The organism is Amycolatopsis sp. NPDC003676 (assembly GCF_053587275.1).
Genome location: NZ_JBSFNS010000006.1, coordinates 74,223 through 93,300, shown reverse-complemented (window position 1 = coordinate 93,300; position 19,078 = coordinate 74,223). Strand labels below are relative to the sequence as shown.

Below are 19,078 nucleotides of genomic sequence, written 5' to 3'. Positions count from 1 at the left end.
AGTCATGACTCTACGCCGCAGAGTTTGGCTCGCCGCTGTCGTCGCGACGAGTGCCCTCGCCGTCGTCCAGCCGGCTGCTGCCAAGCCGGGTTCGGTGCCGGTCGTTTCCCCGACGCCGCAACAGATCAGCCGCGATGCCACTGACGTGTCGTTGCCGTCCACGGTGACGCTCGTAACGGACAAAACCACTGATGGCCCGGCCAAGGATCTGCTGATTTCGCTGTTGAAACAGCGCGGGGTGAAGAAGATCGGCAGTGGCGGATTCGTCATCCGACTTGCCAACGGCGGGGACGCGCCGACGCAGGCGGAGGGCTATTCGCTCGCCGTGCGGCGCGACGGGGTGACGATCAACGGCCGCGACGGCGCTGGACAGTACTACGGCGTGCAGACGCTGCGGCAGCTGTTTGTCCGAAGTGGACACGGCTGGGCGGTGAGCGGCGTCGCGGTACGGGACTGGCCGAACATGGCGCTGCGCGGGTCGATCGAAGGGTTCTACGGTCCACCGTGGACTAACGACGACCGCGTCCGCCAGCTCAAGTTCCTTGGCGAGACCAAGGCGAACACCTACATCTACAGCGCGAAAGACGACGCGTATCTGCGCGCGCAGTGGCGGGATCCGTATCCGCAGCAGGAGCTGGACGCGCTTGGCCAGCTTGTGCACACGGCGAACGCGAACCACGTCGACTTCACCTACGCCTTGTCTCCCGGCGTCTCGATCTGCTTCTCGTCGCCGCAAGATGTCGCTGCGGTGAAAGCGAAATTCCAGGCCGTGTACGACCTCGGGGTGCGGTCGTTCTCACTGCCGTTCGACGACATCTCGTACACCAAATGGAATTGCGCTGGCGACCAATCGGCGTTCGGGGCGCCCGGACAGGCTGCTGCGGGCAAGGCTCAAGTCTCGCTGCTCAACGAGATCACCAAGAACTTCGTGAAGAACCACGACGGCGTCCGTCCCTTGCAGACAGTTCCGACCGAATACAGCGACCTCAAGGATTCGTCGTACAAGACGCAGCTGCGGGAGAACCTCGACCCGTCCGTCGTCGTGCAATGGACCGGCACCGCGGTGGTGCCGCCGAGCGTGACGAACGACGAAGCTCAGCAGGTGTCCACAGTGTACGGACGGAAAGTGTTCCTCTGGGACAACTACCCGGTCAACGACTACGAGCAGTCCGCTGGACGGCTGCTGCTCGCGCCGTACGCGCATCGCGAAGCGGGACTGTCGAAATATCTCAACGGGATCGTCTCGAATCCGATGAACCAGGAAGCGGCCAGCGAGGTCGCCGAATTCGGGGTCGCCGATTTCTCCTGGAACGACGCGGGCTACTCGCCGGACCGGTCGTGGCCGCAGGCGCTGGGTCGGCTCGCGGGCGGCGACCCGCGGGCGACGGCGGCGCTGCAGGTGTTCGCGGATCTCGAACACCTGGCACCCGTCTTCGGGCCTACGCCGTGGCAGCCGCAGGCCCCGGTCCTCGCGGCCAAGGTGGCCGATTCCTGGCAGCAGTGGAACGGTGGCGATCACCGTTCGCTGGACAAACTGCGTTCGTACGCCGAACAGATCCGCAATGCTCCCACGGTAATCCGCGGCGGGCAGGTGCAGAGTGCTTTCGTCAGCGAGGCCGGTCCCTGGCTGGACGCGACCGCGCTGTGGGGCGACGCGATGGTGACCCGGCTCGACGCCCTCGCCGCGGCGACCCGCGGTGACGACGCCAAGGCCGAGCAACTGACCGCCGCCGCGGACGCGTTGGTCAAGCGGGCGGAGGCAGTGAAGACGGGCAATAGCAACCGGTGGGGCGTGCGACAGGCGCTCGTCGGCGATGGCGTCCTCGACGCGTTCCTCGTCCAGGTCCGCGCGGCGACGGTCGGCTGAGCGGGGGAGTGATGGACGTGAGCAGGAGGACTTTCCTCGGCGGCGCGGCCGCGGTCGCCGCGAGCACCGTGTTCGCCGGACCGGCGGGCGCGGCCGGACGTCGCGGGCTGAGCGTGTCCGGCGACCATTTTCTCTTGGACGGCAAGCCGTTCCAGATCGTGTCCGGCGCGATCCACTATTTCCGGTTGCGTCCGGACCAGTGGCACGACCGCCTGTCGCGGCTCAAAGCGCTCGGCCTCAACACTGTCGAGACCTATGTGGCCTGGAATTTCCACCAGCCGACGCCGGGCCGAGCCGATTTCCGCGGTCCTCGCGACCTCGTGGCGTTCATCCGCTTGGCCGGGGAACTCGGCTTCCAGGTCATCGTCCGCCCGAGCCCCTACATTTGCGCGGAATGGGAATTCGGCGGCCTGCCCGCCTGGCTGCTCGCGGACCGGAACATGGAACTGCGCTGCGCCGATCCGGCTTACCTCAAGGCCGTCGACGCGTGGTACGACCAGCTGATCCCGCAGCTCGAGCCGCTGGAAGCGCAGCACGGCGGACCGGTGGTGGCCGTGCAGATCGAAAACGAATACGGCAGCTACGGCAATGACACGAGCTATCTCGCGCACCTGCGGGACAGCCTGCGTTCGCGCGGAATGACGAGCCTTCTTTTCGTCGCCGACGGTGCTTCCGAATTCTTCATGCGCTTCGGCGAGCTGCCGGGCACTTTGGAAGTCGGAACCGGCGACGGCGATCCGGCCCCGAGCATCGCCGCACTGAAGGCTTTCCGGCCCGGAGCGCCGGTGATGATGGCCGAATACTGGGACGGCTGGTTCGACCACTGGGGCGACCCGCACCACACTACCGATGCCCAGGAAACCGCCGCCCACATCGACCAGCTGCTGGCTACGGGCGCGTCCGTGAACCTCTACATGGCCTGCGGCGGCACCAACTACGGCTTCACTGCTGGCGCCAACACGTCGGGTCTGCAATATCAGCCCACCGTGACCAGCTACGACTACGATTCCCCCGTTGGCGAAGCAGGCGACGTCGGCGCGAAGTTCGCCGCGCTGCAGGCGGTGATCACCAAATACACCAAACAACCCGTCGTCCCGCCGCCCGCCAGCTCGCCGCGCCTCCCGGCGCAAACCGTGACTCCCGCCGAGTCGGTGTCCCTTTTGGACTCGCTGCCCGCGCTGTCCACAGTGGTCCGATCGGCACAACCAGTGTCCATGGAACGACTGGGCCAGTCGACCGGCCTGATCCACTACCGCACGACCGTGCAAGGCCCGCATTCCGGCCCGCTCAGCATTCACGGACTGGCGGACCGGGCGCTGGTGTTCGTCGACGGCAAGCAGCTGGGCGTCCTGGACCGCAACCATCCGGACGCGACGCTGGATCTGAAACTCGAGAAACCGCGGACGCGGCTGGACATCCTGGTCGACGCCATGGGCCGGGTGAACTACGGGCCGTACCTCGCGGATCGCAAGGGCATCGACGGGTGGGTCGCGATGAACACCCAGCAGAAACTGTTCGGCTGGGAGATCCGGCCGCTGCCGCTGGACGACCTGTCGAAGCTGCGCTTCTCCTCCGGCTCGCCCGGCGCCGGCCCGGCTTTTCACCGCGCGACCGCGGTGATCGCCGACCCGGCGGACGGTTTCGTCGCCCTGCCCGGGTGGGAGAAGGGCATCGTGTGGCTGAACGGCTTCAACCTTGGCCGGTACTGGAAGATCGGGCCGCAGAAGACGTTGTACGCGCCGAAGTCGTTGTGGCGGAGGGGGAAGAACGAACTGGTGGTGCTGGAACTGCACCAGCCGGGGTCGACGATCGAGATCCGTCCGGAGGCCGACCTGGGCTGAACGGGAGCCGAAGGTCCGCGACGCGCCGTGGACTGACTAGTGCACGGTGAGGTGCCGAGCCTCGGTGACCCCTTCTCGGCGTCGAGTCCAAAATGGACCCTCCCACCGCTCTTCCGCCCGATAGACCTCGCGTCGTTGCCGAAGGTAGGCGTCGAACCGGCGGCGCAGCTGGTGCCGGTGCCGGGCGGAATCGACCTGCCCGGTCACGATCAGCTCCGCGGCGGCCAGTCCGGACTCGATCGCCAGCGTGACTCCGGCGCTGCTGAGCGGATCGAGCGCCATCGCCGCGTCCCCGGCGGCGAGCCAGCCCCGGCCCGCGCTCGGGGTGAGGAGGTGGGAGCGGGCATCGCGGACGATCAGGGACGGTTCGTTGCGCGGGACGTCGAGGTGGCGGGTGTCCCGGAGGGCGGCCAACCATCCTATCGGCCTGGCCCAGCCTTCGCGGCGGACCAGGTCGGCGTCGGACAACAGGGCGAGCGTCAGCCGGCCGCCGGGTTGCGGAGAGGCGTACCACCAGCCGTTTTCCGCCGCTTCGAGCACGACATGCCTGCGTGCGGCTGGATCCGGCACGGTCGCGGCGACGCCGATCAGCCGGTCGGCGAAACAACGCCGGGCCCCTTGCGCGGTGGCGAACGCGGCGCGGCGGCCGGTGGCGTCGACTACGACGTCCGCGGTCAGGCGGGTGCCATGGCAGGTGAGCGACCAGCCCTTCGCGGTGCTGCTGGCGGAGGACCAGCGGCCGTGGACCAGAACGGCCCCGGCGGCGACCGCGGCGGCGCGCAGCATCCGGTCGAACCGGGTGCGGTCGAGGTGCCAGCCTGGGCCTAGTCCGTCGAGGAGGTAGTCGCGGTATTCGAGGTCGGCGGAGCCCCAGGCCGAGGCGGTGCCCAGGGAACGCAGGTGGTCGCGGTCGAGGGCGGCGGTGCTGAGGCCGAGGCGGGCGAGCGCGCCGGAGATCGAGGGCGGCACGGATTCTCCGGCGGCCCCCAGGGACGCGGCGCTCAGGGGCACGGTGAGCGAGGAATTGGTTGCCGCACAAGGGGACCCGGCCGCAGCGGGAGCAGAATCGCCGTTTCCGCGGCGAACGAGTACGAGCGTCGCATCGATACCGGCCGCCTCGCCTTCCCGCGATGGACCGGCCGCTCTGCCCTCCGACGAGGAACCGGCCGCCCCGCCGTCCCGCGATGGACCGGCCGCCTCGCCCTCTGACGAGAGACCTGCCGCCCCGCCCTCCCCCGAGGACGCGGCCGGATCGACCACCACGACCTCGCACCCCGCTCGCCGCAGCGCGATCGCGGCGCTCGTTCCGGCCGGTCCCGCCCCGAGCACCGCGACCCTAGGCATGGTTGTGGTCGTCGAGAACGTATCCGGGCCGGGGCAGCGTCCGCCGCACCTCGACGTACCGCGGTTCCGGCGGCTGGGTGTCGTCGGCGGGCCGGAGCCGGGTGTTGCGGGCGACGAAGCCGAGTTCGTGCCAGTGCTGGGCCATTCCCAGGTTGTCGGCGAACGCCACGTAGCCCTTCGCCGTCTGGTCGCGGATCGTGCCGACCCAGCCGACGTGGTTCCACTCGGAAGACCCGGGCTTGTCGCGCCGGGCGTAGACGAACATCGGGCGGTGCGCCGGCCACCACCAGAGGTAGTGCTCGTCGACCTTCAACACCGAGCAGGTGTTGAAATCCCCTTGCCACGGAACGGAAAGGTACTTCGTCACGTCGCCGGGTTCGAGGCCGCGCGCGGGGTCGGCGATCAGGCTCAGCCGGCCTGCTTCGACCGGCAGGTGCGGGACCGGGCGGAGCCGGAACGGCGCCGCATAGACCGCCGGGACGCGCGAGAGCCACGACATCTCGATCCCGGGCGCGAACGGCGGGCCGCAGCAGTTGCCCAGCGCCGCTTCGGTCAGGTGATGGCCTGGCCGCCGTTCCGCTTCGGAGCCGGGGTTCGGGGGCTGGTCGGCCGTCAGGAAATTGCCGTCGGCCCATTGGCTGAGCAGGAAGTACTGGGTCTCGGTGAGGGAGTGGAACTTCGCGGTCAGCTGGCTGTCGTTGGCGGCGTCCTCGCCGACGATGTAGGGCATCATCCGGTAGCCGGTTTTGGCCGAGGCAAGCGTGTTGGGCGTGCTGGGCGGGCGCAGGACCTCGAAAAGCCGACGGCGGATCTGGTCGTAGCGCGGGTCTTTCGTGCCGAGCCGGGCCAGGTCGAAGGTGTGCACCTTGGGCGGGACCGCCACCACCCACGGGAGCACGACCGCGCGGCGCAGGATCGGTTCGATCTCCGTCGGGTAGTGCGGCTGGTAGGTCTTCTGCCACTGGCCGTTGTCGTAGAGGTCCGGGCGCAGGCCGGTGAACCGGACGGCCGTGTCGAAGATCGTGTCGTAGAGGGTGACCACGTTGACGATCTCGGGCGCGTAGGCGGGCGGCGCGACGATCGCCCACGCCTTGTCGTCGAGGCGGACCTCCTGTTCCGGGCCCAGCACGGTGCCGTGCTGGCCGAGCACGCGCACGACGAGCGTCGCGGACACCGGGCCGTCGGAGACGTCGTCCCACCAGCCGTCGTTGTTGTCGTCGTCGGGGATGCTCGGCTCGGCGTCGGTGGAGTAGGAGATCCCGGAGCCGCCGAGCAGGAGCAGGCCGCCGTCCTTGGCGACCGTGATCCGCCCGAGCGTGGTGATCCGCTGCCTCGCCGGGTCCGGGCCGTCCGGCGGGAACGTGCTCCGGCCGTGCCCGTCGTTGCGGTCGAACTCGCCGATCCGGGTGCCGCGGCCGCTCACCGTGCGCGGGCCGGGGTCGATGATGAGCTTTTTGCGCGCCTCGCCCTGGACGTCCTCGTTGCGCAGCGGATGCCCGGCCGGGTAGCCGGTCTCGCCGATCCGGTCCTGGATCCGGTACCAGGACGCCTTTTTGTTCGCGAGATGCGCGGTCCAGACGATGTCGACGATCGTCGCGGTGCTGCCGTCGGACAACGGGAGCCGGGTGCCGATCGTGAGCGGTTCCTGCCGGTCGGCGGCGTAGAGGGCGAAGGTCGCGGCCTGTTTGCGGAGCCGGCCGTGCCGGTCCCGGAAACCGGCCGGTTCGAAGGGCAGGTCGCCCTCGCTTGCGCGGGGGAGCCGCCCGATCCCGTCCGGGGGCAGGTAGTAGTCCTCGGTGCTGTCTCCCGGACCGGTGTTGCCGAGCCTCGCGAAGCCGATCGCCGGGAAGATCGACACCGAACGGCCGAGCTGGGCCAGCGGTTCAGACATCGTCCGCCTCCGTTCTCGTCTCGGGCCGGTTCTCCTGGATCCGGCGCAGGGTGGCGGCGAGCGTCGGCGATCCGCCTTTTCGCCTGCCCGTGGCCAAATCCGCGACGAGCTGATCGAGTTCCTGCGGTTTCCGGCGGTCTTTCACCGGCAGGTAACGGAAAGCCGGTCCTGCTGTTGGATCGTCCGCGGTGTGGCTCTCGGCGGCGACCGGGGTCTGCATGAGCTCGGCGGCGAGCGACGGAAGGCTCACCCGCATTGCCGGGACGACGCCGGTGAAGAAGAGATCCCGGTCGCCTCTCAGCGCTTTCTGCAGATCGTCGACCAGCACGCTGTACGCGTGGTCGAACAGGTCACTGAGCGCGGCCGCCGTCGGGTTTTCGTACTTCGCCTTGGCGGGATTGGCGATCATCGGATACGTCGGGGGCAACGGGACGGTGCCGTCGGCGATCGCCTTGAACTTGAAGTAATGCGACATTTCGAGCGGCGTGCCCAATACCGGTCCGTAAGTGCCGTCGGCGCGCGGGCCGTAGTACTCGTACTGGCCCCACGGCTCGCGGACCCGGTATTTCGGATCGTCCAGTTCCCCGCTCATGTCGGCGCCTTCGCCCTGTTCGACGATCTCGTTGACCGCCTTTTTCGCGGACTCCAGATCCTTCACGAGGACGACCGTTCCGCCGCTGTTGCCGAAGTTCCACTGTTCGCTTTGCCGCGTGACGTCGTAGGTGCGCCCGGGCGTGCGGTCGTATTCCTCGAGTTTCTTCAGGATCGCCGAGTACAGCTGGCCGACGGTCGAGAAATCCTCTTCCTGCGCGACCGCGTCCGGCTGGGCAGGTTGCTCGATTCGCATGAAGGTGCTGCGGAACAGCTCCGGCGACGCCGCCATGAGCTGCAGATACGGCCCGCCGTCCTCGGCGTCCTCGGAAAGGTAGGCGGGATAGCTCGGCGGAAACGGATGTGCCGCTCCTGCCTCGGTGACCAGGGTCGGCGTGCCGCCGACTGCGTTGAGCAGGTTCGCGGCCAGATTGAGGTGGAGCATTTCCTCGAGCGCGACCCCGCGTACGAATTGGTAGGCCGAGGAAGCCTTGTCTTTGATCGAGTACATCGCGGTGAGATAAGGCGGAATGGTGGCGAACTCCACGCGCAAGGCGATGTCCAGCAGTTCTCGAAGTGTCTTGCCGTGCGGTTGCCTCGGAATGAGGTAGCGACGTTCGGACACGGTTACGGCAGTCATGGCGACTCCCTCTCGATTGCGCCAGCGGCGATACCGGGCAATTTCGCACGACGGCGACCCCCTGCCCGTGCTGGCGACCCTAGCAGCGGCCGGATCGGCCATCCAACGTCCGAACGGGCGCACTTCGGCATGGCTTATTTGGTAAAGAAGCGCAGACGACCTAATGGTCAGGGAAGCTCTAAGGTGTTCTTATCGGGAAATCGGTTCCGCGAGGTGGGTTTCTTTTGGCGCGGCGGATTAATTGGTCTTTACGCGATGCTGGAGACCGGATTGGCGGTTTCGGCTAGGCTGGCGCGGGACTGACAGGGGAGGTCAGGGTGAAGGGGTTCACGACGCCGGGCAAACCGGTGGACGTCGCGAAGGTGTTTCCGGAGCTGGCCGGGCTGGCGCGGACCACGGTGCGGCTGCATCCGTGGCAAGACGCGGTGACGGTGCGGGATTCGTCGCTGGGCGGGCCGTTGCTGTGGCCCGCGGACGAGGCGTGGCCGGTGTGCACGGTCGACCATCCTGATTCGCGGCCGCTGCCCAGCGCGGAGGGAAAGCGGCTGCAGCGGCGGCAGGAGGAGATTCGCGCGGAGAAGAACGAGTACCCATACCTCGGGCCGCACCCCCTCGACGAAGAGTTCGCGAGGCTGGAGACCAGCATCCGCGAACTGCGGCGCGTCGATTTCGCGGACGATCCGGCCGCGGCGCTGCCCATGGCGCCGATCGCGCAGTTCTACCGGCGGGACATCCCGGAGCTGCCGTTTCCCGACGGGACCGACGTATGCCAGGTGCTGTGGTGCCCGACCGATCACGAGCCGCACTACGGTCCGCGGCCGCTGGTGCGGTGGCGCGATTCCCCGAGCGTGACCGAGGTCCGCGTGGCGCCGGAGCCGGACCTCGGCCTCAGCGACGAGGAAAGCCTGCCGTCGCCCTGCCGGATCTCGCCGGAGCGGGTGACGGAGTTCCCGCACTGGGACGATCTGCCCTCCGCGCGGCTGCGGGCCCGGATCGAGGAGTGGGAGAAGGGGAAGGACCGGACGTACTACGAGCATCTGTCGGTCGCGCCGGGCTCGAAGGTCGGCGGCTGGATCGGCTGGGTGCAGTACCCGCGGTGGCCGGAATGCGAGCGCGGGCATCGCATGGACCACCTGCTGACGGTTTCGTCGGCCGAGAGTGCCAGCGGGGGCTGGGAAACCTGGATGCCGCTCGAGGAGCAGGCTGCGGCGACCTTCGTGAAGCGGGTGGAGTTCGCGCTGGTCGACGGCGTTACGACCAGCCGGGAGATCGGGCTCGACGAGGAGTTCGACACGACCGCGGCCTACAGCACTTTCAGCGGCACGACGGCCGCGGTGGCGCCGGAAACGGTGAAGGAGCGCGTCATCCCCGCCGACCGGAGCGGGGCCGGCCGCCTGGACCTGATGCTGGGCGACGTCGGAGACGTGTACGTCTTCGTGTGCGCGGTCTGCCCGGACCGGCCCGTCGGAGTCGAATTCCAGTGTCACTGACCGGCGTCGGCCCGCGTCACTGATCCCCGGCGAGGTTCTCGATCGCCCGTTTGCGGCTGTGGTCGAACACGATCGAACTGCGGAACTGCACGACCTCCTTGCGGCTGCTGAGGTCCTCGACGAGGAACGTGTGCAGCCGGGAGACGTCCGGGACCGCGACGTGCAGCAGGAAATCGTCGCCGCCGGCGAGGACGAAGACGGCCATCACCTCCGGCATCGCCAGCGCCTCGCGGCGGAAGCGGTCGATGATCGGCTGACTGAGCGGGCGGATCTGCGCGAACACCATGGCCTGCACCGACCTGCCCAGCGCGGGCAGGTCGACCTCGGCGTGGAACCCGGTCAGCACCTGGCGGGCCTGCAGCCTGCCGATGCGCTCGGAACAGGTGGACGCCGCGACGCCGACGCGTTCGGCGAGGTCGCGCATCGGGATCCGGGCGTCCTGCTGGAGTTCGTGGACGATGCGGCTGTCGATCCGATCCAGGTTCGGGATTCCAGGCATTTGCCGAACATATCACTGCTGCTGCGCCTCAACGATCGACAGAAGAGGCAGGCTGGCGTTCGTGAACCGAACAGAGAGTTTCGCTGGTGAAGCACTGCAGGTCGTCCGCGGCGCGAGGTCGGGAGTCGCGATCGCCGTCGCGATCCACTCGACAGCGAGGGGACCGGCGATCGGCGGCTGCCGGATCAAGGAGTATCCGTCGTGGCGGGACGGGGTGGACGACGCGCTGCGACTGTCGGCGGCGATGACGATGAAGTGCGCGCTGGCCGGACTTCCTTACGGGGGCGGCAAAACTGTCGCGGTCCTGCCCGCGGAGGGAGTGCGGCGGCCGGACCTGATCGCCGACATCGCCGAAGCGATCGCCGCGCTGGGCGGGCGCTACCGCACGGGGCCGGACATCGGGTCGACGTCCGAGGACATGGCGGAGATCCACCGCCTCGCGCACGGCTGGGCGTTCTGCCGTCCGGAAGCCCAGGGCGGCAGCGGAACGTCGAGCGCGGCGACCGCACGGGGAGTCTTGGCGGCGCTTCAGGCCGGTGTCGCGCCGGGTTCGGTCGCGGGCTTGCGGGCGGGCGTGATCGGATTCGGGAGCGTCGGACGGCTCATCTGCAAGTCGCTGCTCGCGCGCGGGGCGGAGGTCGTCGTGACGGACGTCGACGGCGGGCTTCGGCCGGTCGCGGAGCGGCTCGGCGCGACCTGGACGACGAAGGACCTCGTGCGGGAGCGGCTGGACATTCTCGTGCCTGCCGCGACGGGCGGCCTGCTGACGGCGGAGTCGGCGGCGGCTTGCGGGGCGTCGCTGATCGTGGGACCGGCGAACAATCAGCTCGCCGCCGAGGAGGTCGCGACGGTGTTGCGGGACCGGGGGATCACGTGGATCCCGGACGTTGTCGCGAGTGCGGGCGGGATTGTCCACGCGGTCGGCCGCGAGGAACTCGGGATGGACGAAGCCGCGGCGAACGCGAAGATCGACGCGATCGCGGACACGACAACTGCGGTGCTGTCGCGCGCCCGCGAGCGGGGGTTGACGACGGTGCGGGCCGCGCGCGAACTGGCGGCCGGGCTCGGTTGAGCGGAGCGGCTAAGGCTCCGGGACGCGTCCCGGAGCCTTAGCCGCTGTTTTCCGTTTCCGCTGGATCAGTACCAATGGGCGCGGCCGCCGATTCGGCGTCCGGTCCCGCCGAGCACCGCCAGTATCGCGCCGATCACCACCAGGGCGATCCCGATGCTCCACAAAATCTGGATCGAGGTGATGAACCCGATCACGAGGAGAATGACGCCGAGAACAATCACGGGTAAACCTCGTCTTCCTTCTCTCAGTGGGGAATGAGGCGTGCTCACTGCCGGATACCCTCACTCGGTCGAGTGAAACATGGGATCGCTGGGCAATTCCGCGGCCGCGGCCATTCGCGCCGCGTGAATTTGTCACCACATTGCTCGGAGAGAAGGCGGGAGATCAGGCAAATGGCGTAAGGAAGGGGGTCGGCATTAATGCCGCGGGTTGAACCGGACGAAGCGGATTGATCGTCGCTCGCCTGCGTCGCGGCCGAAGGACGGGCATCATGGTGAGGTGCCTCCCGCCTGCCCGGCCGGGCAGGGGCGACCGACGACGGGACCATGACGATGGACGAGCCGACCGATCCCGGCAGCGACCCGGTGCGCGAGTTCCGCGTCGAGCGCGCGGATCGGCCCCCGGCCGCGGTGCTGACGGTGTACGGCGAGGTCGACATGGTCACCGCGCCGCTGCTGACCGCCGCGGTCGACGAGGTGCTGGCCGCGGCTCCGCCGGTGCTGGTGGTGGATCTCGCCGCGGTGGAATTCCTGGCTTCGGCCGGGCTCACCGCGCTGGTGACCATGACGCAGGACCGGGCGGCGCGCGCCGTCCTGCGGATCGTCGCGTCCGGCCGGGCCACGGTGCGGCCCATCCAGCTCACTGGACTGGAACAGAGCCTTCCCCTGTATCCGACGGTCGAAGCGGCGCTGGCCGGGTCCTGACCGCGGGCGTCTCTTTCGGACAGACGCGACGGGTGAACCGGGCCGGGACCGGGTAACCGGGCGGGGAGAAAGAGGTTCCGGGGCGTACGCGCTCTGCGAAGAGCCCGTCGAACGGGGAGAACATGCGCATCGGCTACACCTTGATGACTGAACAGACCGGGCCGCGCGAGCTGGTCGGCTGCGCGACCGCCGCCGAGCGGGCCGGATTCGATTTCGCCGCCTGCAGCGACCACTATTCGCCGTGGCTGGCCGAACAGGGCCACGCGCCGTACGCGTGGAGCGTGCTCGGCGCGGTGGCGCAGGCGACCGAGCGGATCGAGCTCATGACGCTCGTGACCTGCCCGACCATGCGCTACCACCCCGTGGTGGTGGCGCAGAAGGCCGCGACCGTGCAACTGCTGTCCGACGGCCGGTTCACCCTCGGGCTCGGCTCGGGGGAGAACCTGAACGAGCACGTCGTGGGCCAGGGCTGGCCGTCGGTGTCGGTGCGGCACGACCGGCTCGCCGAGGCGGTGCAGATCATCGGCGGCCTGTTCGACGGCGGCACGTTCACCTACACCGGCCGGCATTTCCAGGCCGACGGCGCGAAGCTGTGGGACCTGTCCCCGACGCGGGTGCCGATCGCGATCGCCGTGTCCGGCCCGAAATCGGTGCAGCGCTTCGCGCCGGTGGCCGACGCGATGGTGGCGGTCGAGCCGAACGCGGAGCTGTGCACGGAATGGGACCACGACCGGATCGGGCCGCCGGCGCGCAAGATCGGCCAGCTGCCGGTCAGCTGGGACCCGGACCGCGGCGCGGCGATCCGGCGCGCGCACGAGCAGTTCCGCTGGTTCGGCTCGGGATGGCCGGTGAACGCGGAGCTGCCGGGCACGCGGGCGTTCGACGCGGCGACGCAGTATGTGAGCGAGGACGACGTGGCGGCGGGGATCCCGTGCGGGCCGGACGCTGGTCCGATTGTGGACGCGGTGAAGGAGTTCGAGCAGGCTGGGTTCACGGATCTGGCGTTGGTGCAGATTGGTGGGGCGGAGCAGCAGCCGGGCTTTGTGGAGTTCGCGGAGCGGGAGTTGCTGCCCGCGTTGCGGTAAAGGTCCACTGTAGACGAAAGGGCCCGGGTGCCGAGGCACCCGGGCCCATAGACGCACGTCACGGATGTCGCAGCAACGCCCCGAATCCGTCGGCCAGGTCGAGCCGTTCGTCCATCACCACGACGTCCGCCCCGACGGCCACCGCCGCGTACGGCAGGGCCTCGTCGGCGCGGCGGCGGGCCGGGTCGTCCGCGCCGAGGGCGTCCAGTCGCGGCTTCGCCACGCCGACCTGGGTCGGTTCCGGGCCGGTGTACACGCTGGCCTCGCCGGAGTCTCCGACCAGCAACGTCGCCACGTTCGACTCCGCCAGCGCGGCGGTGACGGCGGACAACCCGCTGACCGCCAGCGCCGATTCGCGCCCGGCGTCGGCGCGGAAGCGGTCGGCCAGGTCGTCCAGTTCGCGCAACCGTTGTCCGGTAAGCAGTTCGTGCACCGCTCGGTCCAGCTCCGCACGGTCGGCACCGGAGGCTCGGCCGCCCGCGTCGACCTCCGCGGCGAGCGAGCGGGCCGGTTCCGGAAGGCGTTCGTGCAGTTCGGTGCGGGCCTGGACTTCGCCGGCCAGGACGATCGCTCGCGGCCGCACGCGTTCGGCGGCCTTCGCGACGTGGTCGGCGACTTCCGAGAGGTTGCGGTGCGTGGTCTGCTCGGCGTGCGACTGGATGTCGCGGTGCGCGGGACCGCCGCCGCGGACCTTGTGCACCGGGTGTTCCTGCCCGTGCACGGTCTCGGTTTCCACGCTGCCGTCGGGCCGGTGCACCTCGATGTCGGCGCCGGTCCGGTCGACCAGCACCACCAGATGCGCGGGTGCCTCTTCGAGGTGGCTCACCGTCGGCAGGAAGTACGGCAGCGCCGAGTAGCGCGCCTCCTGCGCCGGCGGCGGGGCCGCGAGCCGCCGGTCGAGCAGCACGGTGCCGTGCGCGGCGACGATGGTGCGTCCGGCCCGTCCGACCGGCGGCGTACTTTCTTCCACGGCGCGAAGAGCCGCCTCGACGGTCGGCCGGTCCGCGCCCTGGTCTTCGAGCGCCGCCTCGATCTCCTTGAGCCGCAACCGCAATTGCTTGGCCGCGTCCTCGGTGTCGTGCGATTCGTCGAAGTGCACCGAGACGAACGGTCCGTCGGTCAGCAGCGCGCGCAGTTCGTGTGTGTCCATTTCTTCCTCCCAACGTCCGGGAAAGTCTCACCGGGTCCGGGGCAGCTCGGGCGAGGCGGTGTCCAGCGGCACCGCGCCGGAGCGGACGAGACCCAGCTGCACGGTCTGCCGCCGCCCGAGCTTCTGCAGCGCCCAGTCGGCGGCCGTGCGCAGGCGGTTTCCCGGCAGGGACAGCAGATGGTAGCCGCGGGTCACGAGCCGGGCGGGAAGCCCGGCCAGCGGGATGTGCAGCGGATTGGCCGCGCCCTGGCCCGAGCCGAGGTCGACGGCGAAACCGAGATCGCGGTGCCGGTACCGGCGCGAGCGGCCGACGCCGAGCGATGCGGCGACGTTGCTTCCGGCCAGTTTCCCTTGCCGCTGCGCGTGTTGCGCGGTCATCGGCGTGGTCTCGCCGGGCCGGGTCAGGTCCGGTACCGCCGCCGCGTCGCCACAAGCGAGAACGTCGTCGCGGCCGGGCACGTTCAGCTCCGGCGTGACGACCAGCCTGCCCTTCACGGTTTCCAAACCCAGGTCGGACACCAGCGGATCAGGCCGGACGCCCACGCACCACACGAGCGTGTGCGTCGGCACCGCGTCGCCAGTGGTCAGCGTGACGCCTTCGACGTCCGCCCGGTCCACCGAGGTCTTCATCCGGACCTCGACGCCGCGCTCGCGCAGCACCCGGTCGGCGGTGGCGCCGAGCCGAGGGTCCAACTCGGGCAGTACGCGTTCGGCGATGTCCAGCAGCAGCCAGCGAATCGGCTGTCCGTCGAGTTCCGGGTGGCGGCGCGCGAGGTCGGCGGTGAACTCCGGGCCTTGCGCGGCGACCTCCGTGCCGGTGTAGCCCGCGCCGACGACGACGAACGTGCACCGGGCGTCGCGCTCGGCCCGGTCGTCGGTCGCGGCCGCCAGTTCGATCTGGCGGGTGACGTGGTCGCGCAGGTACAACGCTTCGGGCAGGCCCCGGAAACCGTGCGCGCATTCGGCGACCCCGGGGATCGGCAGCAGCTTGTTGACGCTGCCCGCCGCGAGGATCAGCCGGTCGTACTCCAGTTTCCCCTTGCGGTCCTCCGGGTCGGTGAACGTCACGGTGCGGGCGTCGAAGTCGACCGATTCCGCGGTGCCCAGCACCAGCCGCACGCCGCGCAGAGTGTCCGGAATGGACACTGCGACGTGCCGGGGGTCGACGATCCCGCTGGCCACCTCCGGCAGCAGCGGCAGGTACAGGAAATAGTCGGTCGGGTTCAGCACGACGATCTCGGCGCGGTCGCCTAGCGTGCGCAGCAGTTTTCGCGCCGCGTGGTATCCGGCGAACCCGCCGCCGACGATCACGACTCGCATGGGCGCCTCCTTTCCTCTCGACGGGTACCCGGCGCGCGGCCGGGCAATCGCGCCGGTTTCGTCCCGGCGCGCCCCGGGCACCCGGTGCCGGTACCCGCTTGCGAGGAGGAGCGAATGAGCAGCACGATCACCGAAATCGTGGACGTCGACGTCCCGGTGTCGACCGCGTACAACCAGTGGACGCAGTTCGAATCGTTCCCCGAGTTCATGGAGGGCGTGGAGGAGATCCGCCAGCTCGACGCGACGCACACGCACTGGGTCACCCGGTTCGGCGGCGTCGGGCGGGAGTTCGACGCGACCATCACCGAGCAGCACCCGGACGAACGGGTCGCGTGGCGCTCGGATTCCGGGCCGGACCACGCCGGGGTGATCACGTTCCACCGGCTGGCCGACACGAAGACCCGGGTCACCGCGCAGATGGAGCTCGACCCGGAAGGGTTCGCCGAGAACGCCGCCGACAAGCTCGGAATCCTGGACCGGCGCGTGAAGGGGGACATGCTGCGGTTCAAGCAGTTCATCGAGCAGCGCGGACGCGAAACGGGGTCCTGGCGCGGCGACGTCGAACCCCCGGGCTGAGGCGGTTTTCCCCGCGGTTCCACGGCGTTTTCCGTCGCGGAACCGCGGGGCTGTCGTGGGACACCGCACAAGCGGCATGGCCCGGCCGGACGGCGGGTAACCGGGCGGCGACGGACGCCGTTCAGAGAGGAGACCAGCATGGCCCGCGTGGCAGTGCTCGTGGACGAAATGACCGAGGACGACGAATTCCTGGTGCCGTGCGAGCGGTTGCGCTCGGCCGGGCACGAGGCGGTGGTCGTCGGCCTGGAGCGGGGCAAGAAGCTGACCGCCTTGCACGGCACCAAAATCACTACTGACCAGGCCGTGGACGAGGTCGGCGCGGCGGACTTCGACGCGGTCGTGGTGCCCGGCGGGTACTCGCCGGACAAGATTCGCACCAGCGAGCCGATGGTCGCGCTGGTCCGGGAAACGGCCGCCGCGGGCAAGCCGGTCGCAGCCGTCTGCCACGGCCCTTGGCTGCTCGCCGAATCCGGGCTCGCGCGCGGCCGGACGGTCACTTCGTGGCCGTCGCTGCAGACTGACCTGCGCAACGCGGGTGCGGAGTGGGTTGATCGCGAGGTCGTGACGGATGACGGCGTCATCACGTCGCGTAATCCCGACGACCTGCCCGCGTTTTGCGACGCGCTGCTCGAGCGGCTGAAGTAGGCCTCAGGACAGCGCGAAGCGAATGCCGAAGTGGTTGAGCGTCGCGGGGAGCCGCCCCGGCTGCAGGTCGGCGGCGGTGCCTCGCGGCGCGAAGCCCGCTTGTTGCAGTAGCGCGGCGAGCAGGGTCGAGGCGGTGAAGAGCACGATGTCGCGGCCCGGGCACACGCCGGGCCCGGCGCTGAACGGCACGAGCGCCGGGTTGGCTTCGGCCCGGCCGTCCAGCCAGATGTCCGGGGCGAAGGAATTCGCGTACGGCAACGTTTCCGGGTCGCGGTGGAAGAACGGCGTGTAGATCAGGAATGTCGTTTCCGCCGGACCCCACGCGGTGTCCTCGGTGCTTTCGCGCAGCAGCGCAGGAGTCGTCGGCCAGAGCCGGATGGACTCCAGAACGCAGGCACGCAAGTACGGAAGCTGTTGTGGCTTCAAGAGATCCGCTTCGGCGACTTCGCGCCGGGCTTCGGCCAGCTCGTCGGGATGTGTTGCGAGCAAAGCGAGTGCGCGAAGAGTGGCGATCGCGGCGGCGTCGAAAGCGAACAGCCAGTGCGGGACTTGGCCGGTCGGATCGACGTCCGGGTCGGCCGGTTGTTTCGCCATCGCGGCGCCGAGGCTGCCGGGGCGGTCCAGGCCGAGCTGACGGTCGAGAAGGGACTGGAACTGACGGCGCTGGTCGTCCCGGCGCGGGTGCGCGAACGCCCAGTTGGCGTCGAGCCGCAACTGGTCGAGGAGGTCGGTGACGCGCCGGTCGGCGGTGGTGTCGCCGCCGAGCACGATCTTGCGGATGATCGTCCAGAAGTGCTCGGTGAACTGGGTCGCGTCGAGGTCCGGAAACCCGGAGAGCATTTCGTGCGCTTCGGTGCGGATGGTTTCCGCCCAGGACCCGGCGAGTTCGTGCGCGGCGCGGCCGGGTTCGAGGACGGTTTCGTTGAGTTTCCTTCGCCGGGCGCGGGTGGCGCCGCTGGAGATCAGGGCGCCGTGCGGCTGGAAATGGCGCAGGGCCGCGGCTTTGTCGGTGGTGTCCGGGCTGAACGGACTGGGCGTGCCGGCCAGCAGCGCGCCGACGTGGTTCGCGTCCAGCACCAGGCGGAACGACCGGCCGGGGACCGGCAGGTCGAGCGGGCCGGGGCCGTAGCGTTCGCCGAGGTCGTGCAGCAGACGGATCGCCGAACTGTCGACCCGCAGTTTCTGTGCCGCGGCCATCGCGCGGGGGCGGCGTTTGATCAGGCCGATGCCGACGGTGGGGGCGACCACCCGCGCGACGATGCGCCCGGTGTCACGGACCGACGCGCGCTGCGGGCGGATGTCGGCCGGGGGCAGTTCGGACAAGTCCGGGCTCGCGGTCGCGCGGGTGGTCGCCATGCTGTTCGGGTACCCGCGTCGGTTCGGGCGAAACCTGGGCGCGGGAACACTGGCTTCCGCTCCGGCGGCGCGACCTGGACAGTCCATTATGGATAGTGAGTAGTTGCTGGCATGGAACGGTTTCGACCTCCGGGCGGTCGCTTGTGTCCGGGCGCCGGGGACTGTCCACTGTTCACCTTGCGTCCGGCGAGATCGATGCTTCGGCAGGTGGAGGGCAGTGCGGCGGGCGCGGCACTGCGGTAGGGTCGGGCCAGGAGCGGTTCAGCCCACGTGCCGTCGCCTGACCAATGCGGCCCGTTTGCCTCGGGCCCAGGGCCGGGTCGCCAGCGTCGGCCCGGTCTCGCATCTGCGAGGAGGGCTCCATGGTGCATGAAACGCTTTCGTATCTGCCGGGGACACCGGCGAGAACTCTGATCACCGCCACCGCGGGCGAAACCGTCGTCGCGGTCTCCGGAGAACTGGACCTCCGCTCCACCGCCCGGCTGCGCGCGATGCTGGCCGAGGAATTGGCACTGCGTCCGCCTGCTCTGATCGCCGACGTCTCCGCCTTGACGTTCTGCTCGGTCAGCGGGCTGGAAGTGCTGACCGACACCGCCCGGGCGGCGGACGCGGCGGGCGTCGCGTTCGCCGTGGTCGCTGGGCAGCGCGCGGTGCTGCGGCCGCTGCGCATTCTCGGGCTCGACCGGGAGTTCCGGGTGGTCGAACGCCTTGCCGACGCCGTCGATGCGGGTGCCGCCGCTCGGAGCGTCGCGGCCGAGGTCGGCTAGCTGTTCCGTTTTGGCCCGGCC

17 protein-coding genes are annotated in these 19,078 nt (G+C 69.6%); 9 read left to right on the top strand and 8 right to left on the bottom strand.

What is annotated here, in order from left to right:
- Nucleotides 1-4: 4 nt before the first annotated feature.
- On the top strand, nucleotides 5-1,867 hold the full coding sequence (locus ACWDNU_RS05660; RefSeq protein ID WP_449667905.1) for a beta-N-acetylglucosaminidase domain-containing protein: 1,863 nt from the start codon (nucleotides 5-7) through the stop codon (nucleotides 1,865-1,867).
- 11 nt (nucleotides 1,868-1,878) lie between these two features.
- A complete protein-coding gene (locus ACWDNU_RS05655; RefSeq protein WP_449667904.1) occupies nucleotides 1,879-3,708 on the top strand; it encodes a beta-galactosidase in 1,830 nt (609 codons plus the stop codon).
- Nucleotides 3,709-3,744: 36 nt separating this feature from the next.
- Here ACWDNU_RS05655 and ACWDNU_RS05650 read toward each other — a convergent pair whose 3' ends face one another.
- The 3 genes from ACWDNU_RS05650 to ACWDNU_RS05640 form a co-directional block, all read right to left on the bottom strand.
- On the bottom strand, nucleotides 3,745-4,677 hold the full coding sequence (locus tag ACWDNU_RS05650; RefSeq protein WP_449667903.1) for an NAD(P)/FAD-dependent oxidoreductase: 933 nt from the start codon (nucleotides 4,675-4,677) through the stop codon (nucleotides 3,745-3,747).
- 367 nt (nucleotides 4,678-5,044) lie between these two features.
- Nucleotides 5,045-6,943 carry a LodA/GoxA family CTQ-dependent oxidase gene (locus ACWDNU_RS05645; RefSeq protein ID WP_449667902.1) on the bottom strand — a complete coding sequence of 633 codons (1,899 nt, stop codon included), beginning with the start codon at nucleotides 6,941-6,943 and terminating at the stop codon, nucleotides 5,045-5,047.
- On the bottom strand, nucleotides 6,936-8,174 hold the full coding sequence (locus ACWDNU_RS05640) for a ferritin-like domain-containing protein (RefSeq protein WP_449667901.1): 1,239 nt from the start codon (nucleotides 8,172-8,174) through the stop codon (nucleotides 6,936-6,938). Before ACWDNU_RS05640 ends, ACWDNU_RS05645 begins: the two co-directional genes overlap by 8 nt.
- A 317-nt stretch (nucleotides 8,175-8,491) precedes the next feature.
- On the opposite strand from ACWDNU_RS05640, the gene ACWDNU_RS05635 reads away from it, so the two are divergent.
- Entirely contained in the window at nucleotides 8,492-9,664 is a 1,173-nt protein-coding gene (locus tag ACWDNU_RS05635) for a hypothetical protein (RefSeq protein ID WP_449667900.1), read from the top strand.
- 16 nt (nucleotides 9,665-9,680) lie between these two features.
- Here ACWDNU_RS05635 and ACWDNU_RS05630 read toward each other — a convergent pair whose 3' ends face one another.
- Entirely contained in the window at nucleotides 9,681-10,163 is a 483-nt protein-coding gene (locus ACWDNU_RS05630) for an Lrp/AsnC family transcriptional regulator (RefSeq protein WP_449667899.1), read from the bottom strand.
- A 61-nt stretch (nucleotides 10,164-10,224) separates the two neighbouring features.
- Here ACWDNU_RS05630 and ACWDNU_RS05625 point away from each other — a divergent pair, with 61 nt between their 5' ends.
- Entirely contained in the window at nucleotides 10,225-11,235 is a 1,011-nt protein-coding gene (locus ACWDNU_RS05625) for a Glu/Leu/Phe/Val dehydrogenase dimerization domain-containing protein (protein WP_449667898.1), read from the top strand.
- A gap of 65 nt (nucleotides 11,236-11,300) precedes the next feature.
- On the opposite strand, the gene ACWDNU_RS05620 is transcribed toward ACWDNU_RS05625, so the two are convergent.
- Nucleotides 11,301-11,456: a hypothetical protein gene (locus tag ACWDNU_RS05620; protein ID WP_086024889.1), complete on the bottom strand. Its 156-nt coding sequence runs from the start codon at nucleotides 11,454-11,456 to the stop codon at nucleotides 11,301-11,303.
- Nucleotides 11,457-11,780: 324 nt separating this feature from the next.
- Here ACWDNU_RS05620 and ACWDNU_RS05615 point away from each other — a divergent pair, with 324 nt between their 5' ends.
- Both ACWDNU_RS05615 and ACWDNU_RS05610 read left to right on the top strand, forming a co-directional pair.
- Nucleotides 11,781-12,158 carry an STAS domain-containing protein gene (locus ACWDNU_RS05615; RefSeq protein ID WP_449667897.1) on the top strand — a complete coding sequence of 126 codons (378 nt, stop codon included), beginning with the start codon at nucleotides 11,781-11,783 and terminating at the stop codon, nucleotides 12,156-12,158.
- Between the two features lie 122 nt (nucleotides 12,159-12,280).
- Nucleotides 12,281-13,243, top strand: coding sequence for a TIGR03557 family F420-dependent LLM class oxidoreductase (locus ACWDNU_RS05610; RefSeq protein WP_449667896.1), 963 nt, complete (start codon nucleotides 12,281-12,283; stop codon nucleotides 13,241-13,243).
- A gap of 58 nt (nucleotides 13,244-13,301) precedes the next feature.
- On the opposite strand, the gene ACWDNU_RS05605 is transcribed toward ACWDNU_RS05610, so the two are convergent.
- Together ACWDNU_RS05605 and ACWDNU_RS05600 are read right to left on the bottom strand one after the other, a co-directional pair.
- Complete coding sequence (locus ACWDNU_RS05605) at nucleotides 13,302-14,393, bottom strand: Rv2629 family ribosome hibernation factor (RefSeq protein WP_449667895.1); 1,092 nt, start codon at nucleotides 14,391-14,393, stop codon at nucleotides 13,302-13,304.
- A 27-nt stretch (nucleotides 14,394-14,420) separates the two neighbouring features.
- Nucleotides 14,421-15,713: an NAD(P)/FAD-dependent oxidoreductase gene (locus tag ACWDNU_RS05600; protein WP_449667894.1), complete on the bottom strand. Its 1,293-nt coding sequence runs from the start codon at nucleotides 15,711-15,713 to the stop codon at nucleotides 14,421-14,423.
- A 114-nt stretch (nucleotides 15,714-15,827) separates the two neighbouring features.
- On the opposite strand from ACWDNU_RS05600, the gene ACWDNU_RS05595 reads away from it, so the two are divergent.
- A complete protein-coding gene (locus tag ACWDNU_RS05595) occupies nucleotides 15,828-16,289 on the top strand; it encodes an SRPBCC family protein (RefSeq protein ID WP_370937828.1) in 462 nt (153 codons plus the stop codon).
- 138 nt (nucleotides 16,290-16,427) lie between these two features.
- Nucleotides 16,428-16,934 carry a type 1 glutamine amidotransferase domain-containing protein gene (locus ACWDNU_RS05590; protein WP_370937827.1) on the top strand — a complete coding sequence of 169 codons (507 nt, stop codon included), beginning with the start codon at nucleotides 16,428-16,430 and terminating at the stop codon, nucleotides 16,932-16,934.
- A 3-nt stretch (nucleotides 16,935-16,937) separates the two neighbouring features.
- Here the strand turns inward: ACWDNU_RS05590 and ACWDNU_RS05585 are convergent, their stop codons facing one another.
- Nucleotides 16,938-18,290: a cytochrome P450 gene (locus ACWDNU_RS05585; RefSeq protein ID WP_449667893.1), complete on the bottom strand. Its 1,353-nt coding sequence runs from the start codon at nucleotides 18,288-18,290 to the stop codon at nucleotides 16,938-16,940.
- Nucleotides 18,291-18,652: 362 nt separating this feature from the next.
- On the opposite strand from ACWDNU_RS05585, the gene ACWDNU_RS05580 reads away from it, so the two are divergent.
- The gene (locus ACWDNU_RS05580; protein ID WP_449667892.1) at nucleotides 18,653-19,057 is read left to right on the top strand and encodes an STAS domain-containing protein; all 405 of its coding nucleotides are present in this window, start codon (nucleotides 18,653-18,655) and stop codon (nucleotides 19,055-19,057) included.
- Nucleotides 19,058-19,078 lie beyond the last annotated feature (21 nt).

Coding starts and splice junctions, on each gene's coding strand:
- ACWDNU_RS05660 (WP_449667905.1), top strand. CDS start 5: ATGACTCTACGCCGCAGAGTTTGGCTCGCCGCTGTCGTCGCGACGAGT.
- ACWDNU_RS05655 (WP_449667904.1), top strand. CDS start 1,879: ATGGACGTGAGCAGGAGGACTTTCCTCGGCGGCGCGGCCGCGGTCGCC.
- ACWDNU_RS05645 (WP_449667902.1), bottom strand. CDS start 6,943: ATGTCTGAACCGCTGGCCCAGCTCGGCCGTTCGGTGTCGATCTTCCCG.
- ACWDNU_RS05640 (WP_449667901.1), bottom strand. CDS start 8,174: ATGACTGCCGTAACCGTGTCCGAACGTCGCTACCTCATTCCGAGGCAA.
- ACWDNU_RS05630 (WP_449667899.1), bottom strand. CDS start 10,163: ATGCCTGGAATCCCGAACCTGGATCGGATCGACAGCCGCATCGTCCAC.
- ACWDNU_RS05615 (WP_449667897.1), top strand. CDS start 11,781: ATGACGATGGACGAGCCGACCGATCCCGGCAGCGACCCGGTGCGCGAG.
- ACWDNU_RS05610 (WP_449667896.1), top strand. CDS start 12,281: ATGCGCATCGGCTACACCTTGATGACTGAACAGACCGGGCCGCGCGAG.
- ACWDNU_RS05605 (WP_449667895.1), bottom strand. CDS start 14,393: ATGGACACACACGAACTGCGCGCGCTGCTGACCGACGGACCGTTCGTC.
- ACWDNU_RS05600 (WP_449667894.1), bottom strand. CDS start 15,713: ATGCGAGTCGTGATCGTCGGCGGCGGGTTCGCCGGATACCACGCGGCG.
- ACWDNU_RS05595 (WP_370937828.1), top strand. CDS start 15,828: ATGAGCAGCACGATCACCGAAATCGTGGACGTCGACGTCCCGGTGTCG.
- ACWDNU_RS05590 (WP_370937827.1), top strand. CDS start 16,428: ATGGCCCGCGTGGCAGTGCTCGTGGACGAAATGACCGAGGACGACGAA.
- ACWDNU_RS05585 (WP_449667893.1), bottom strand. CDS start 18,290: ATGGCGACCACCCGCGCGACCGCGAGCCCGGACTTGTCCGAACTGCCC.
- ACWDNU_RS05580 (WP_449667892.1), top strand. CDS start 18,653: ATGGTGCATGAAACGCTTTCGTATCTGCCGGGGACACCGGCGAGAACT.